Source organism: Streptomyces chlorus, assembly GCF_042655885.1.
Classification (GTDB): Bacteria; Actinomycetota; Actinomycetes; order Streptomycetales; family Streptomycetaceae; genus Streptomyces; species Streptomyces chlorus.
This window is the reverse complement of record NZ_JBHSOA010000025.1, coordinates 403,727-417,489: the sequence shown is the minus strand read 5'-3', so window position 1 is coordinate 417,489 and position 13,763 is coordinate 403,727. Positions and strand designations below refer to the sequence as shown.

11 protein-coding genes are annotated in these 13,763 nt (G+C 71.2%); all 11 read right to left on the bottom strand.

The window, feature by feature from the left end:
* Window positions 1-274: 274 nt before the first annotated feature.
* The 11 genes from ACFPZI_RS13470 to ACFPZI_RS13420 all read right to left on the bottom strand — a co-directional run bounded on the left by ACFPZI_RS13470 (window position 275) and on the right by ACFPZI_RS13420 (window position 13,431).
* Window positions 275-1,636: a pectate lyase family protein gene (locus ACFPZI_RS13470; protein WP_417801255.1), complete on the bottom strand. Its 1,362-nt coding sequence runs from the start codon at window positions 1,634-1,636 to the stop codon at window positions 275-277.
* A 98-nt stretch (window positions 1,637-1,734) separates the two neighbouring features.
* A complete protein-coding gene (locus tag ACFPZI_RS13465) occupies window positions 1,735-2,541 on the bottom strand; it encodes a rhamnogalacturonan acetylesterase (protein WP_381362702.1) in 807 nt (268 codons plus the stop codon).
* A gap of 192 nt (window positions 2,542-2,733) precedes the next feature.
* Window positions 2,734-4,098, bottom strand: a complete 1,365-nt coding sequence (locus tag ACFPZI_RS13460; protein ID WP_381362700.1) for an ABC transporter substrate-binding protein — start codon at window positions 4,096-4,098, stop codon at window positions 2,734-2,736.
* A 248-nt stretch (window positions 4,099-4,346) separates the two neighbouring features.
* Entirely contained in the window at window positions 4,347-5,918 is a 1,572-nt protein-coding gene (locus ACFPZI_RS13455; protein WP_381362697.1) for a glycoside hydrolase family 43 protein, read from the bottom strand.
* On the bottom strand, window positions 5,915-6,760 hold the full coding sequence (locus ACFPZI_RS13450; RefSeq protein WP_381362694.1) for a DUF6807 domain-containing protein: 846 nt from the start codon (window positions 6,758-6,760) through the stop codon (window positions 5,915-5,917). Before ACFPZI_RS13450 ends, ACFPZI_RS13455 begins: the two co-directional genes overlap by 4 nt.
* Window positions 6,757-8,049, bottom strand: a complete 1,293-nt coding sequence (locus ACFPZI_RS13445) for a Gfo/Idh/MocA family protein (RefSeq protein WP_381362691.1) — start codon at window positions 8,047-8,049, stop codon at window positions 6,757-6,759. Before ACFPZI_RS13445 ends, ACFPZI_RS13450 begins: the two co-directional genes overlap by 4 nt.
* Entirely contained in the window at window positions 8,046-8,948 is a 903-nt protein-coding gene (locus ACFPZI_RS13440; RefSeq protein WP_381362689.1) for a carbohydrate ABC transporter permease, read from the bottom strand. The genes ACFPZI_RS13445 and ACFPZI_RS13440 overlap by 4 nt, the downstream gene beginning before the upstream one ends.
* On the bottom strand, window positions 8,945-9,880 hold the full coding sequence (locus ACFPZI_RS13435) for a carbohydrate ABC transporter permease (RefSeq protein WP_381362686.1): 936 nt from the start codon (window positions 9,878-9,880) through the stop codon (window positions 8,945-8,947). The genes ACFPZI_RS13440 and ACFPZI_RS13435 overlap by 4 nt, the downstream gene beginning before the upstream one ends.
* Window positions 9,881-10,016: 136 nt before the next feature.
* Window positions 10,017-11,780 (bottom strand): L-arabinonate dehydratase, encoded by a 1,764-nt coding sequence (gene araD / locus ACFPZI_RS13430; protein WP_381362683.1) that lies wholly within the window; start codon window positions 11,778-11,780, stop codon window positions 10,017-10,019.
* Window positions 11,777-12,685, bottom strand: a complete 909-nt coding sequence (locus tag ACFPZI_RS13425; RefSeq protein ID WP_381362680.1) for a dihydrodipicolinate synthase family protein — start codon at window positions 12,683-12,685, stop codon at window positions 11,777-11,779. The genes araD and ACFPZI_RS13425 overlap by 4 nt, the downstream gene beginning before the upstream one ends.
* On the bottom strand, window positions 12,682-13,431 hold the full coding sequence (locus ACFPZI_RS13420; protein WP_381362677.1) for a GntR family transcriptional regulator: 750 nt from the start codon (window positions 13,429-13,431) through the stop codon (window positions 12,682-12,684). The genes ACFPZI_RS13425 and ACFPZI_RS13420 overlap by 4 nt, the downstream gene beginning before the upstream one ends.
* Window positions 13,432-13,763 lie beyond the last annotated feature (332 nt).

Here is a 13,763-nt window from a genome sequence, read left to right as displayed (position 1 = left end):
GGCGGGCGGGCCGGGGAGGTGGACCGGGAAGGTGGACCGGGAAGGTGATCCAAGTCGTCGGCACCCGACCGGACGGGATCGGACGAGACGGGACCGCAGCGGACGGGCGGACAGCACGAGACCGCAGTGGGACCGACCCGGACCGGACCCCGGTGGACGGGTCCGGAACGGGCGGGCCGGGCCCCGGCGGAGCGGGCGGGGCGGACCGGGGCGGGCGCGCGCCACAGTGGGGGTGGTACGCGCCCGCCCCGGCGTCAGGGGTGCGGGAAGGAGGTCAGCGGAGGCGGCCCGCTCCCGCACCGTGCTTGACCAGCGCCGGGACCGCCTGCACCCGGTCGACGTCGGCGCGCAGGGTGGGTGTCCAGCCGGCGCCGGACCGGAGGGTCTCCTCGGGGATCTCCGCGTTGTGCACGGCGATCAGGTCGACCCGCTTGCCGTTGACGAGGTTGTTCTCCGCGGTGAGCGGCGAGTCGGTCCACCGCTTGAGGATCTTGGCCGGGCTGACGCCCTTCGCCAAGGTGAACGCGTTGTGCTCGGCGACGAGCTGGGACTCCTTGCCGATGCCGAAGCTGTAGCCGTAGCCCGCGTCGGCCACGAAGTGGTTGTTGTAGACGTCGACCTGCCCGAAGCGGACGCGCGGCGCGCGCTCGACCAGCTTCGAGAACAGGTTGTGGTGGAAGGTCGCCTTCAGCTTGCCCCGGTCGCCGACGGCCGTGGACTCGCTGTCGCTGTTGCCGATCAGGATCGTCTTGTCGTGCTCGGTGAAGACGTTCCAGGACGCGGTGACGTAGTTGGCGCCGCGGACGATGTCCAGCTCGCCGTCGTGCTGCTGGTACAGCATCCCGAAGTGGGTGGGGGCCGCGCTGTCGGGGTGCTCGCCGTCGGTGAAGGTGTTGTGGTCCAGCCAGACGTGGGTGGCGTTGTACACGACGGCGGTGTCGTAGTCGGAGTTCCAGTTGCCCTTGTCGCCGTCGGTCGGGTCCCACTGCGGGAAGCAGTCGAGGGGGCTCTCGAGGGTGAGGTTGCGGACGATGACGTTGTCGATGTCCTTGATCTGCAGGCTGGCGCCCTTGAACCCGGCGTTCTTCCCGATGCCGATGATCGTGGTGTTGGCGGGGACGTTCGCCTTGATGGCGGTGTTCTGGTGGGCCGCGGAGGCCCTGCGCAGGCCCTCGGGGCTGTCGTCGGGCTCGTCGCTCAGGTCCTGGTCCAGGCCCCAGGTCTCGGGCGCGTACTTCTCCAGGTAGGCATCGAAGTCGTAGCCGGGGGCGGCGAGCGAGTCGCAGCCGGCGGAGACCGCGTCGATGGTTCCCCGCACCTTGATGATCTTCGGCGCGGTGCCGCCGTCCGCCAGGGCCGCCTTGAACCCGGCCCAGTCGTTGACGGTGTAGACGTGCCCGGAGGCGGCGTCGGCGCCTCCGGTGGTGCCGGTGCCGTGGGACGCCCAGCCGTCGTTCGCGCCGAGTGTCTGGCGGGCGGGGTCGCGGTGCTTGCCGGGGTGACCTCCGAAGTGGCCGCCGTGCGCCTGGGCGCCGGTGCCGGTCAGGGCCAGCACGAGGGCGGTGCAGCCGGCCAGCGTGGCGACCTTTACTATGGCATGCCCATGCCACATTTGTCGGTGCGGGGTGCGGGTCATGGTGCGGGTCTCCCTGTGTCTCGTTCCGTCGGTGTCGCGGACTGCCGGGCGTGCGACTCACGCGACTCGCGCGGTGCGCGCCAGGCGTGTCAGGCGTGTCAGGCAGTGACGCCGGCGTCCGGCCAGGTGATCCAGGACTCGGGGATCACGTCGTTCAGCCGGCGCACGTCCCGCGGCGCGAGCGCCCGGGTGCGCAGCAGCTCCCGGGCGACCAGCCGCGCCACGGCGATGGCGCCGGGCGGGTTGAAGTGCGTGTTGTCCTGCTCGGTCGCCGTCCAGTTGAAGTACTTCTTCGTCTCCTCGGCCCCGAGCTCCTGCCACAGCGCCAGTGACAGGGCCTGGGTGTCGAGCAGCGCGACCCGCTCCTCCTGCGCCAGCGCCCGCATCGCCGCCGGATAGTCGCCGTGGCTCGGCACGGCGGCACCCCCCGCGTCGAACCTCCGGCGTTCCACGGCGGTGGCCAGCACGGGCCGCGCCCCACGGGCCCTGGCGCCGTCGACGTACAGCCGCAGATACTCCCGGTACGTCGTCCAGGGCTCGGTGTAGCGGGTCGGGTCGGTGGCCTTCTCGTCGTTGTGCGCGAACTGGATCAGCAGGAGGTCGCCGGGCCGGACGGCGGCGAGGATCGTGTCCAGTCGCCCCTCGTCGACGAAGCTCTTCGAACTCCGGCCGTTCACCGCGTGATTGGCGATGTCGAGGCCGGGGCGGAGCAGGAAGGGGAGCGCCATGCCCCACCCGGTCTCGGGGGCGGCGTCGGCGTACTTCTGGGCCGCGGTGGAGTCCCCGGCGATGTAGAGGGTGCGGGGACGGGGACGCCCGGGGGCGGCCTGGGCGGTGCCGGTCACGGCGAGGGCGAGGGGAAGGCCGAGACCGGCGGCGGATACCTGTCTGCGAGTGAGCGACACAAGCCTGTGCCTTTCAGCAAGGGTCCGAAGGAGCCCCATGGGGGGCGCGGGACTGTACCTGTGTGCGGGCCGCGGCCGGGCGGGCGCGGCCGGCCGCGGGGGCGGCCCGTGACCCGGAGGGGGACGGGCCGCCCCCGCGGTGATACCGGATACCGCGGCGTTACCGGATACCGCGGTGCCACCGGCTACCGCTCAGGCCATCTGCTCCTGCCACTCGGCCTGGGCCTCGTTCAGCTGCTCGGCCAGGGTGTCGAGGAAGTCCTTGGCGCTCATGTCCCCGAGCAGCACCTTCTGGAAGCTGGGCTCGTTGTCGGCCTTGGAGACGGTGTTCCAGTCGGGCAGGTAGTACGGCAGCTGGACGATCGTCGTCGACCCGTCGCTCAGCGCGTCCGCGGCCAGCTTCGTCGGCTCCGCCTTCTGGATCCATTCGTCCTTGGCGGCGTCGAGGTTGGCCGGCACCTGTCCGGCGGACTCGTTGAACTTCGAGTTGGCCTCGGCCGAGACCGCGTACTCGATGAACTTCCAGGCGGCGTCCTTGTTCTTGGAGCTCTGGAACACGCCGAGCCCGTCGACCGGGTTGGAGACCTGGACCCGGGCCCCGTCGGGTCCGGTCGGCTGCGGGATGCCCCGGAACTTGTCGGCGCCGAACGCCTTCACGTGGTCCTGGTACGAGCCGAGGTTGTGGTTGAGCATGCCGATGGTGCCCGAGTCCCACTGCGCGACCATCTTGGTGAAGTCGTTGTTCAGGTCGGCGGCGGGAGTGACCTTCTTGAACAGGCCCGCGTACTTCTCCAGGGCCTCGACGTTCTTCGGGTCGTTGACCGTGGTCTTCTCACCGGTGGAGTCCCAGAACGTGGTGATGCCGGACTGGCCGTACATCGCGTCCAGGGCCTGGGCGATGGAGCCGGCGCCACCGCGGATGGTGTAGCCGAACTCGTTCTTGCCCTTGTTGCTGAGCTTGTCCGCGGCCTTGAAGAAGCGGTCCCAGGTGGTCGGCTCCTCGAGGCCCGCCTTCTCGAACAGGTCGGTGCGGTAGTAGAGGACACCGTTGTTCGCGGAGGTCGGGACCGAGTACAGCTTGTCGTCACCGCCGCCGGCGGCGCGCAGCGACTCGACCATGTCCTTGTTGAGCTTGCCGTCGAGGGACGACTTGCCGAGCCGGTCGTCCAGCGGGTCGACCGCCTTCTGGGCGGCGAAGCCCGCGAGCATCGACGCGCTGATGCCTCCGACGTCCGGCAGGCCGCCGCCCTGGATGGCGGTGTCGATCTTGGACTGGTACTCGGTGGAGGCGATCCCGACGTACTCGACCTTGATGTCCGGGTTGGCCTTCTCGAAGTCGGCGATGATCTCCTTCCAGATGTCGGTGCGGACACCGCCGTTGTTGTCCCAGAAGGTGATCTTGCCCGTGCCGCTGCCCTCGCCCCCCTTGTCGCCGCCCGCGCCGCTGCCGTCGTCGCCGCAGGCGGTGACGGTCAGCGCGAGCACGGCGCCCAGGACGACGGCGGCCGGAGTCCGGCGCCTGCCGGTGCTGCTGCTTCTGCGATTGCTGATCTTCATTGGTCGGCTCTCTTCTGCTTCTGGTTCTTCTGGTTCCAACGGGACTTGCGGGACTTGTGGGAATTGCGGGACGTGCAGGTGTGGGGGCGTTCGCGGTCGTCCGGCGGGGTTCAGTCACGTGGGGGCGGTGCCGGCGCGGGCGCCGAGGCCAGGATCGAGGTCGTGTCCGGTATCGAGGTCGGCATCGGCAAGCGCTTGCTCAGGAGGTGCGTCATTGCGGCTCCCAACAGGCGTACGGAGGACGGTGGTCAGGCGGGACTGATCCTGAACTGCGTGAAGGTCGCCGTCCCGGCGTGCCCCTGACCCGTCGGGGCGAGGGCGGCCAGGCCGAGCAGGGCGCCGACCCAGCGCCACGGTGTGGCGGCGAAGGTCTGCCCGGAGGGGCGGAAGCCGTCCCCGGTGTCGTACGAGAAGCGGCAGCGGGCTCCGGCACCGGCCTCGATCCGCAGCCGGACCCTGCCTTCGGGGGCGAGCCGGGGGTGGCCGGCGTCGCGTTCGCTCTCGGCGACCGTCTCGGCGAACCGGTGCACGAGGTGGGCCGTGCCGTCGGTGCCGCGCTGGAGTCCGATCCAGGTGTAGGCGTCCCCGAGGACGGCGAGGCCCGCCCGCGCTCCGGGCTCCACGCTGTCGAGCCGCAGTTCCACCTCGACGGTGCACGGGGCGCCGGGCAGCCGCTGGGTGAGGACGTTCGGCAGTTTGCGCAGGTCGTGCGCGTCGGCGGTGCGGACGCAGGTCAGCCGCAGGCCGTCGGCGGAGTGCTGGGTGGCCCAGCCGTCATGGGGGTTGGCCGTCCACTGCCACTGACGGCCGTGGCGGCCACCGGGGAAGTCGTCGTCGGTGGCGGGCGCGGCAGCCGGCTGGGCGGGCAGGTCCGGGCGGCGGTGCTCGGCGACGGGGGCGCCGTTGTCCCCGATCACCGGCCAGCCTCCCCCGCTTCCGCTCCCGCTCCCGCCTTCGCTCGAACGGGAGGTGTCCCCCGCGGGGCCCCAGCGCATCGGCTGGAGGTGCACGACCCTGCCGTACGCCCCGCGCTGCTGGAAGTGCAGGAACCAGTCCTCGCCGGACGGGGTGCGCACCCAGCCGCCCTGGTGGGGCCCGTTGACGTCGGTGTCCCGCTGTTCCAGGACCACCTTCTCCTCGTACGGACCGAAGAAGTCGCGCGACCGGAAGGCGCCCTGCCAGCCGGTCTCCACTCCCCCGGCGGGCGCCAGGATCCAGAACCAGCCGTCGTGCCGGTAGAGCTTGGGCCCCTCCAGGGTGAACCAGCCGGGGATCCGGTCGGCGTCGACGATCACCTTGCCCTCGTCAAGGAGTTCGGTGCCGTGGGGGTGCATGCGGTGGCCGGTGAGGCGGTTCTTGACGCCGGAGCGGGACCTCGCCCAGGCGTGCACGAGGTACGCCTCGCCGGTCTCCTCGTCCCACAGCGGGCACGGGTCGATCAGGCCCTTGCCGGCCTTCACCAGGAGGGGGCGGGTCCAAGGGCCCCGGATCTCGGGGGCGTTGACCTGGAAGATGCCCTGGTCGGGGTCGCCCCAGAAGATCCAGAACCGGTCGTCGTGATGGCGCAGGGACGGCGCCCAGACCCCGCAGTCGTGCCGGGGCACCCCGAACTCGCTCTCGGGTTCCAGGCGTTGCAGCGCGTGGCCGACGAGTGTCCAGTTGACCAGGTCGCGGGAGTGCAGCAGCGGCAGTCCGGGGACGCGGCCGAAGCTGGAGGCGGTCAGGTAGAAGTCGTCGCCGACGCGGGTCACGTCCGGGTCGGACCAGTCGGCGTCGAGCACCGGGTTGCGGTAGGTGAGGTCCGTCGGCGGGGTGCTCACGGGCTCACCGCCTTGCGGACCAGGGCGGCGGCGTCGTCCCTGCCGAGGCGGCCGTCGGCGACGACGGTGACGACACGGCGGACCACCGTCTCCCCTGGCGGGAGCGGCAGCCGTGCGTCGTGGGCGAGGGAGGAGCCGACGCCGGGGTACTCGGCGGTGCGCACGAACCAGGGGTCTCGGCGGGTCGTCTCCGTGGCCCCGGCGAAGACCAGCGTCCAGTCGGCGCCGGCCAGGGCCAGCCAGTCGGCTGGGCGGCCGTGCACCGCTTCCTCTCCCTCGGCGGAGGCGGTGAAGACGTCCGGCTCCGCCTCCTCCTTGCGGGCCCGCCAGAAGAAGCCGCCGTAGGCGGCGCCGGGGCGGCCGTTGGTGGCCGGGCTGCCGACGGAGAGCGGGGCCTTGGTGACGTTGGTGAGGGAGAAGGTGAAGTCCAGCGCCCAGGCGGTGTCGGTGAGTCCGGTGGCGGCGACGGTACGGCGCTCCCGCAGCAGCTCGCCGGGGGCGGCGACCCAGCGCAGTTCCTCCACGAAGCCGTCGGGGTCCCGGAGCTGGAAGCCGGTGTGCCGCTGGGAACCGTGGTTGTCCAGCTCGGTGGAGCCCCGGTCGCGGACGTAGGTGCGCCCGCCCCAGAAGTTGTGCCCCTCGACGTCGGGAACGGCGACACCGACGCCGAGGTGGTGGGTGTGGTCCGCGGGGGACAGTTCGGTGACCGCTGTGCCGGCCAGGGTGGTGACGGGGTGCAGATACGGGCGCGGGGAGAGCCTGTGGGGCAGCTCGGGCCGGGTGACGTACCGGCCGACCGGCCGGCCCGCAACGCGCAGGACAGTGGAGTCGTCGCTGGTCATCGGGTGCTCACCTCTTTCGGCGGGTGCGGTGCGGACTGCTGTGCGGACGGTTCTCCGGACTGCCGTACGGACTCGGGTACGGCCTGCCGTGCGGGCAGGGCCCAGGAGGCGCCGAGTTCGGAGTAGAGGGACAGGGTGTCGGCGGCGGCCGCGACGAGTCCGTCGATGCCGGGGACGACGCGGCGGTTCTCGCCGGGGACGCGGTGCCAGGCGCCGGCGGGCAGTGGGGCGGGGTCGGGGGCCCGCCGGATCGCCTCGACGACCTTCATGAAGGCGCCTGTCCCGTCCGGGGTGACCAGCAGGGGGGCGCCGGTGACGAGGTGGTCGACGAGGTTCTCCAGCAGGTCGGTCCGGCCGAAGTGGAGCTCCTCGGGGCCGTGGCCCGCGCGCTGGACCAGGACGCGGTCCTGCTTGTACCAGAAGGTGATCCGGCCGCTGGTGCCGTGCACGAGGACGTACGGATCGTCGGCCCGCTCGGCGCACAGGGTCGCGGCGACGGTGACCGGCCGGCCCTGTGCGGTGGTGACACGGACGCAGGACGTGTCGTCGGACTCGATGTCGTTGGCGCGCAGCAGTTCGGTCTCGATGCCGGTGACATCCTCGGCGCGGGTGCTGCCGGCCAGCGCCAGGGCGGTGGCGACGGCGTGGGCGAGCGGGTTGGTCAGCGCCCCGTCGATCACGTCGACGCCGTTCAGCCGGCGCCGGCCCGCCCAGGGCGCCCGCCGGAAGTAGTCCTCCGGGCGCACCCAGGCCCCGGCGCCGCCGATCCCGGTCGGCCGGCCGATGGCGCCGTCGGCGACCAGTGCGCGGATGGCGGGCACGGCGTGCGAGCCCAGGGACTGGAAGCCGATCTGGCAGGCGACACCGGCTGCGGCGACCCCGTCGGCCATCCGGCGGTACTCGGCGTAGGACGGTGCCGGCGGCTTCTCCAGCAGGAGGTGCACGCCCCGTTCGGCGGCGGCGAGGGCGAGGTCGGTGTGGGTGTGGATCGGGGTGCAGACGACCGCGATCCGAGCCCCGGTGGACTCCAGCAGGGCGCCGAAGTCGGCGGACTGCTCGGGCGGTTCACCCTCGTACTCGTCCTCGGTGAGCGGGGTGAGTTCGCAGATGCCGGCCAGCCGGACGAGCCCGTCCTCCTGGAGCCTGCGGATGTTCGCGAGGTGCCAGCGGCCGTGGCCGCGGGCGCCGGCGAGCACGACGGGCAGCGGCTCGGGCCGGGGCGTGGCGCCGGACGCGGCCTCAAGGGTGGCCCGAGGTGCGGGCTCGGGCGTGGTCTCGGGCGTGGTCATCCCTTCACCGCCCCCGCGCTGAAGCCGGTGATCAGCCACTTCTGGATGAAGGCGAACACGATCACGACGGGCACGGCCGCGATGATGCCGCCCGCGGCGAGGGCGCCGAGGTCGACGCTGTCCGCGCTCATCAGGGTGTTCAGGCCGACCGGGATGGTCTGCTTCTCCTGGTTGTTGAGGAACATCAGGGCGAACAGGAAGTGGTTCCAGGAGTGGACGAAGGCGAAGGAGCCGACGGCGATCAGTCCGGGCCGCAGCAGTGGCAGGACGACCACCCGGAACGCCCGCATCCTGCCGCACCCGTCGACCCAGGCGGCCTCCTCCAGGGAGTACGGCACGTTCTTGATGAAGTTGCTGATCAGGATCATCGACAGCGGCAGCTGGAAGACCGTCTCGGCGATGATGACGCTGCCGAGCGAGTTGATCATCTGCAGTCCGGCGAAGATCTCGAACAGCGGGACCAGGAGCAGCGCGCCGGGCACGAACTGGGAGCACAGCAGGGCGAGCATGAAGACCCGCTTGACACGGAAGTCGAACCGGGCGAGCGCGTAGCCGCCGGCCAGGGCGACCAGTGTCGTCATGATCAGTGTGGCGACACCGACGAGCACGCTGTTCTGGAAGAAGGTGGCGAAGGCCCGGTCCGTCCACACCTTCTCGAAGTGGGCGGTGGTCATCGGCCAGGGCACCAGCGAGGTCGAGCCGGCCGGGCGCAGGGCGAAGAGCAGGATCCAGTAGAAGGGGATGAGGGTGAACAGGAGGTAGATGCCCAGGGGAAGGTAGATGTGCCGGCGGGGCACCTCGTCCCAGGCGCGGTGTTTCTTCCTCGCGGGGCGGCTCGGCGGCTCGGCGGCGGAGCGCGCGGGGGCGGGGGCGGCCAGGGAGGCCTCTTCGGTGATCACTTGCTTTCGCCTCCGAACTTGCTCAGCCGCAGGTAGACCATCGAGCAGAAGAGCAGAATCACGAACGCGACCGTGGTGAGGGCCGACGCGTAGCCGAAGTCGTGGGCGTCGACGCTGGTGTTGGCGATGTACAGCGGGAGCGTCGTGGTCACGCCGGCCGGTCCGCCGCCGGTCAGGGTGTAGAGCAGGTCGACGTTGTTGAACTCCCACACCGCGCGCAGCAGCGTGGACAGGATGATGGCGTCCTTGAGGTGGGGCAGCGTGATGTACATGAACTGCTGGAAGCGGCTGGCCCCGTCGACCTCGGCGGCCTCGTACAGGTCCTTGGAGACGGACTGGAGGTCGGCGAGGATGAGGATGGCGAAGAAGGGGACACCGCGCCACAGGTCGGCGACGACCACCGCCGAGAAGACGGTGGAGGTGTCCGAGAGCCAGCTGGTGCCGTACTCGCCGATGCCCATGTCGGCGAGGTAACGGGTGATGCCGGTCTGGGAGTTGTAGAGGAGTACCCAGATCGCCGAGGTCAGCACGCCGGAGACGGCCCACGGGGAGAAGACCAGGGCGCGGCCGATGCCCCGGCCGACGAAGGTCTGGTTGACGATGAGCGCCAGCGCGAGTCCGAACATCAGCTGGAGGCCGACCTCGACGACGACCCATTTGGCGCTGAAGACCAGGGTGTCCCAGAACAGCGGGTCCTCGGTGAAGAGGTGGACGAAGTTGTCGAGGCCCGCGTAGCCGTTCCGCCACGGCTTGGTGGGGTTGTAGTTCTGCAGGCTGTAGTAGAAGACGCTGATGACCGGGTAGGCGATGAAGCCCAGCATGAGCAGGCCGGCCGGGGCGATCAGCAGGTAGGGCAGTCTGCGCGGCGTGGCGGAGGCACGGCGCCGCCTCGGTGGCGTGGGCGGTTTCGCCACGGCTGCGGCTTGGGCCATGACTGTTCTCCGTTTCTCGGTGTACGTCGTGCTGTGCGGAGGCGATGCGGAGGTGATGCGGAGGTGAAGCGCTTTCTTCTCAGGTGTGCGGGTGCTCGCGCGATCCGGGGGCCGGACCGCGCGGGAGTGCTCGCGGTCAGCCCGCGTAGGGGTCCTGCACCGTGCCCGGCCGGGCGAGGAACTCGAAGTCGCAGCCGGTGTCGGCCTGGGTGATCTGCTCGTTGTAGAGCGCGCCGTAGCCGCGCTCGTACCGTGCGGGCGGAGGTGTCCATTGCGCCCTGCGCCGTTCCAGCTCCTCGTCGTCGACCTCGAGCCGGAGCAGCCGGCGTTCGACGTCGAGGGTGATCAGGTCCCCGGTGCGTACGAGGGCCAGCGGTCCGCCGACGTACGACTCGGGCGCGATGTGCAGCACGCAGGTGCCGTAGCTCGTGCCGCTCATCCGGGCGTCGGAGATCCGCACCATGTCCCGCACCCCCTGCTTGAGCAGGTGGTCGGGCAGCGGCAGCATGCCGTACTCGGGCATGCCGGGCCCGCCCTTGGGTCCGGAGTTGCGCAGCACCAGCACGTGGTCGGCGGTGATGCCCAGGTCCGGGTCGTTGATGGTGCGCTGCATGCTCCGGTAGTCGTCGAAGACGACCGCGGGGCCGGTGTGCCTGAGCAGGTGCGGTTCGGCGGCGATGTGCTTGATGACGGCGCCGTCGGGGCAGAGGTTGCCGCGCAGGACGGCGACCCCGCCCTCGTCGGCGACGGGCTCGTCCCGGGGCCGGATGACGTCGTCGTGGTGCACCTGCGCGCCGGCGATCTGTTCGCGCAGGGTGTCGTGGGAGACGGTGGGCCGGTCCAGATGGAGCAGGTCCTCGATCCGGGAGAGGAACCCGGGCAGACCACCCGCGAAGTGGAAGTCCTCCATCAGGTACGTCCGTCCGCCGGGCCGTACGTTGGCGAGCACCGGGACGGTGCGGGCGATGCGGTCGAAGTCGTCGAGGGTGAGGACGACGCCCGCGCGGCCGGCCATGGCGATCAGGTGGATCACGGCGTTGGTGGAGCCGCCGAGGCCCAGGACCGTCGTCACCGCGTCCTCGAAGGCGTCCGCGGTGAGGATGTCGCTCAGCTTCCGGTCGCGGTGGACCAGTTCGACGATGCGCAGGCCGGCCGCGGCGGCCATCCGGTCGTGCCCGGAGTCGACGGCCGGGATGCTGGAGGCGCCCGGGATCGTGACGCCGAGGGCCTCGGCGGCGGCGGTCAGCGTGGACGCCGTGCCCATGGTCATGCAGTGGCCGGGCGAGCGTGCCAGGCCGCTCTCCAGTTCCTGCATCTCGCAGTCGCCGATGACACCGGCACGCTTGTCGTCCCAGTACTTCCACATGTCGGTGCCGGAACCCAGGGTCTCGCCCCGCCAGTGCCCGGGGAGCATCGGCCCGGCGGGGACGAAGACCGCCGGCAGGTCCACCGAGGCGGCGCCCATGAGCAGGGCGGGCGTGGACTTGTCGCAGCCGCCCATCAGCACGGCCCCGTCGACCGGGTAGGAACGCAGCAATTCCTCGGTCTCCATGGCGAGGAGGTTGCGGTAGAGCATCGGGGTCGGCTTCTGGAAGGTCTCGCTGAGCGTGGAGACCGGGAACTCGAGCGGGAAGCCGCCCGCCTGCCACACCCCGCGCTTCACGGCCTGCGCGCGGTCGCGCAGATGGACGTGGCAGGGGTTGATGTCGGACCAGGTGTTGAGGATCGCGATGACGGGCTTGCCCAGGTGTTCCTCGGGCAGGTAGCCGAGCTGGCGGGTGCGGGCGCGGTGGCTGAAGGAGCGCAGCCCGTCCGTGCCGTACCACTGGTGACTGCGCAGGTCCTCGGGCCGCTTGCGGGCCCCGGTCGTACCGGACTGTGTCGTACCGGACTCGGTCACACGGACCACCCCGCGGCTATCGCGGCGACCTCGGCCCGCTCGTCCTCGGGCAGCGGCCTGCTCGGCGGGCGGACCTCGCGGCGGCACAGGCCGAGGGAGGCGAGGGCCTCCTTGACGACGGTGACGTTGTTGGCGGAGCCGTTGGCGGCACGCAGTTCCTCGAAGCGGCGGATCTGCTCCCAGACCTTCATGGCGGTCGCGTAGTCGCCCGACCTGAGCGCCCCGATCATGTCGAGCGACACCGAGGGGGCGACGTTGACCAGGCCGGAGGTGAAGCCGGTGGCGCCCGCCGAGAAGTAGGAGGGGGCGTACGGCTCGGCGAGCCCGGCGACCCATACGAACCGTTCGAGGCCGGCGTCCCGCGCGAAGGCGGCGAACTTCGCCGCGTCCGGCACGGCGTACTTCACGCCGATGACGTTGGGGCAGGAGTCGGCGAGTTCGGCGAGGCGGGCGCCGGTGAGCTGAGCGTTGCGGATGTAGGGGACGACGCCCAGGTCGGGCACGGCCCCGGCGATGGCGCGGTGGTAGTCGACCCAGCCGCTCTGGGAGACGTAGGGGTGGACGGGCTGATGCACCATCACCATCCGCGCGCCGAGGTCACGGGCGTGCCGTGCGGAGGCGACGGCGGTCGGCACGTCGTGTCCTACGCCGACCAGGACGGACGAGCCGTCGCCGGTCTCCTCGAGGGTCAGTTCGGTGACCGTGCGCCGCTCCTCGGGGGTCAGGGCGTAGAACTCGCCGGTGTTGCCGTTGGGGGTCAGGGTGGTGATGCCGGCGTCGAGGAGGCGGCGCAGCAGGACCCGGTATCCGGCCGGGTCGACGGAGCCGTCCTCGGCGAACGGGGTCACCGGGATCGCCACCACGTCGGCCAGGGCCGCCCGCTGGGTCTCGAACGTCGTCGTCATGCCTGACCGTCCTCTTTCTGGGCTGCCCGGGTTGCCCGGGTTGCCGGGGTTGCCGGGGTTGCCGGGGCTTCGGGGATGTCCTGGGCTTCGACGCCTTCCTCGGCACCGAGTTCCGCGCCGGGGAAGGCCCGTCGTACGAAGGAGGCGATGTGCGCGTGCAGGGCACGCGCCGCGCCGTCCGCGTCGCCGGCGAGGGCGAGGCGCAGGATCTCGCGGTGCTCGCTCGCCTCCCGCTCCCAGGAGGGGTCGGCGGCCCAGGCGACGGTGGAGACGAGTGCGGCCTGGTCGCGGACCTCGTCGAGCATCCGGCCGAGCAGCGGGTTGCCGCACGGCAGGTACAGGGCGCGGTGGAACTCGCGGTTGGTCAGGGAGCGTTCGGCGGTGTCGGTGGCCTCGTCGGCCCTCGTCAGCGCGTCGCGCGCGGCGTCCAGGGAGGCACCGCGCCGGACGGCGCGTCGCAGCGCCTCGGGTTCGAGGAGCAGACGCACGTCGCAGACCTCGTGTGCCATGTCCACGTCGACCATGCGCACCGTGACGCCCTTGTACTGGCTCATCACGACCAGACCGGTGCCGGCCAGGGTCTTGAGCGCCTCCCGCACCGGGGTCTTGGACACCCCGAACTGCGCGGCGAGGTCGGTCTCGACCAAGGCCTGGCCCGGCGTCAACCGGCCGGTGAGGATGCGGCGTTTGATCTCTTCCAGCACGTACTGCGTGCGGGAGGGGATCGGGGTGGGCACAGAGGTCATGCGCGCCTCTCGGATCTCGCATATCGCGTCTCATATATGACGTACGAAGTACGACGCGATGAAACTAGGAGCGGCCCGGGGTTTCGTCAATGCTTCTGACAAAGGAAGTTCAGGTTGAAGCGCCCCGGGTTTGATGGAGACCTCGAAGACCCGGAAGGATGCCGATCATGCCTGCCCCCCCGTAAGTACCCCGATGAACTCCGTGAGCGCGCGACGCGGCTGGCGGTCGAGGCCCGTAAAGACCCCGCCGCGCGGACCGGCACGGACGACGTCGAACGCCGCCCCTGCCCCGCTGCGGCGTCCAGCCCGTATCGCCTTGCCGATCGCGCGGC

Excerpts from the sequence above, each read along its gene's own strand:
- ACFPZI_RS13470 (WP_417801255.1), bottom strand. The coding sequence starts at position 1,636 with ATGACCCGCACCCCGCACCGACAAATGTGGCATGGGCATGCCATAGTA.
- ACFPZI_RS13435 (WP_381362686.1), bottom strand. The coding sequence starts at position 9,880 with ATGGCCCAAGCCGCAGCCGTGGCGAAACCGCCCACGCCACCGAGGCGG.
- ACFPZI_RS13445 (WP_381362691.1), bottom strand. The coding sequence starts at position 8,049 with ATGACCACGCCCGAGACCACGCCCGAGCCCGCACCTCGGGCCACCCTT.
- ACFPZI_RS13460 (WP_381362700.1), bottom strand. The coding sequence starts at position 4,098 with ATGAAGATCAGCAATCGCAGAAGCAGCAGCACCGGCAGGCGCCGGACT.
- ACFPZI_RS13450 (WP_381362694.1), bottom strand. The coding sequence starts at position 6,760 with ATGACCAGCGACGACTCCACTGTCCTGCGCGTTGCGGGCCGGCCGGTC.
- ACFPZI_RS13425 (WP_381362680.1), bottom strand. The coding sequence starts at position 12,685 with ATGACGACGACGTTCGAGACCCAGCGGGCGGCCCTGGCCGACGTGGTG.
- ACFPZI_RS13420 (WP_381362677.1), bottom strand. The coding sequence starts at position 13,431 with ATGACCTCTGTGCCCACCCCGATCCCCTCCCGCACGCAGTACGTGCTG.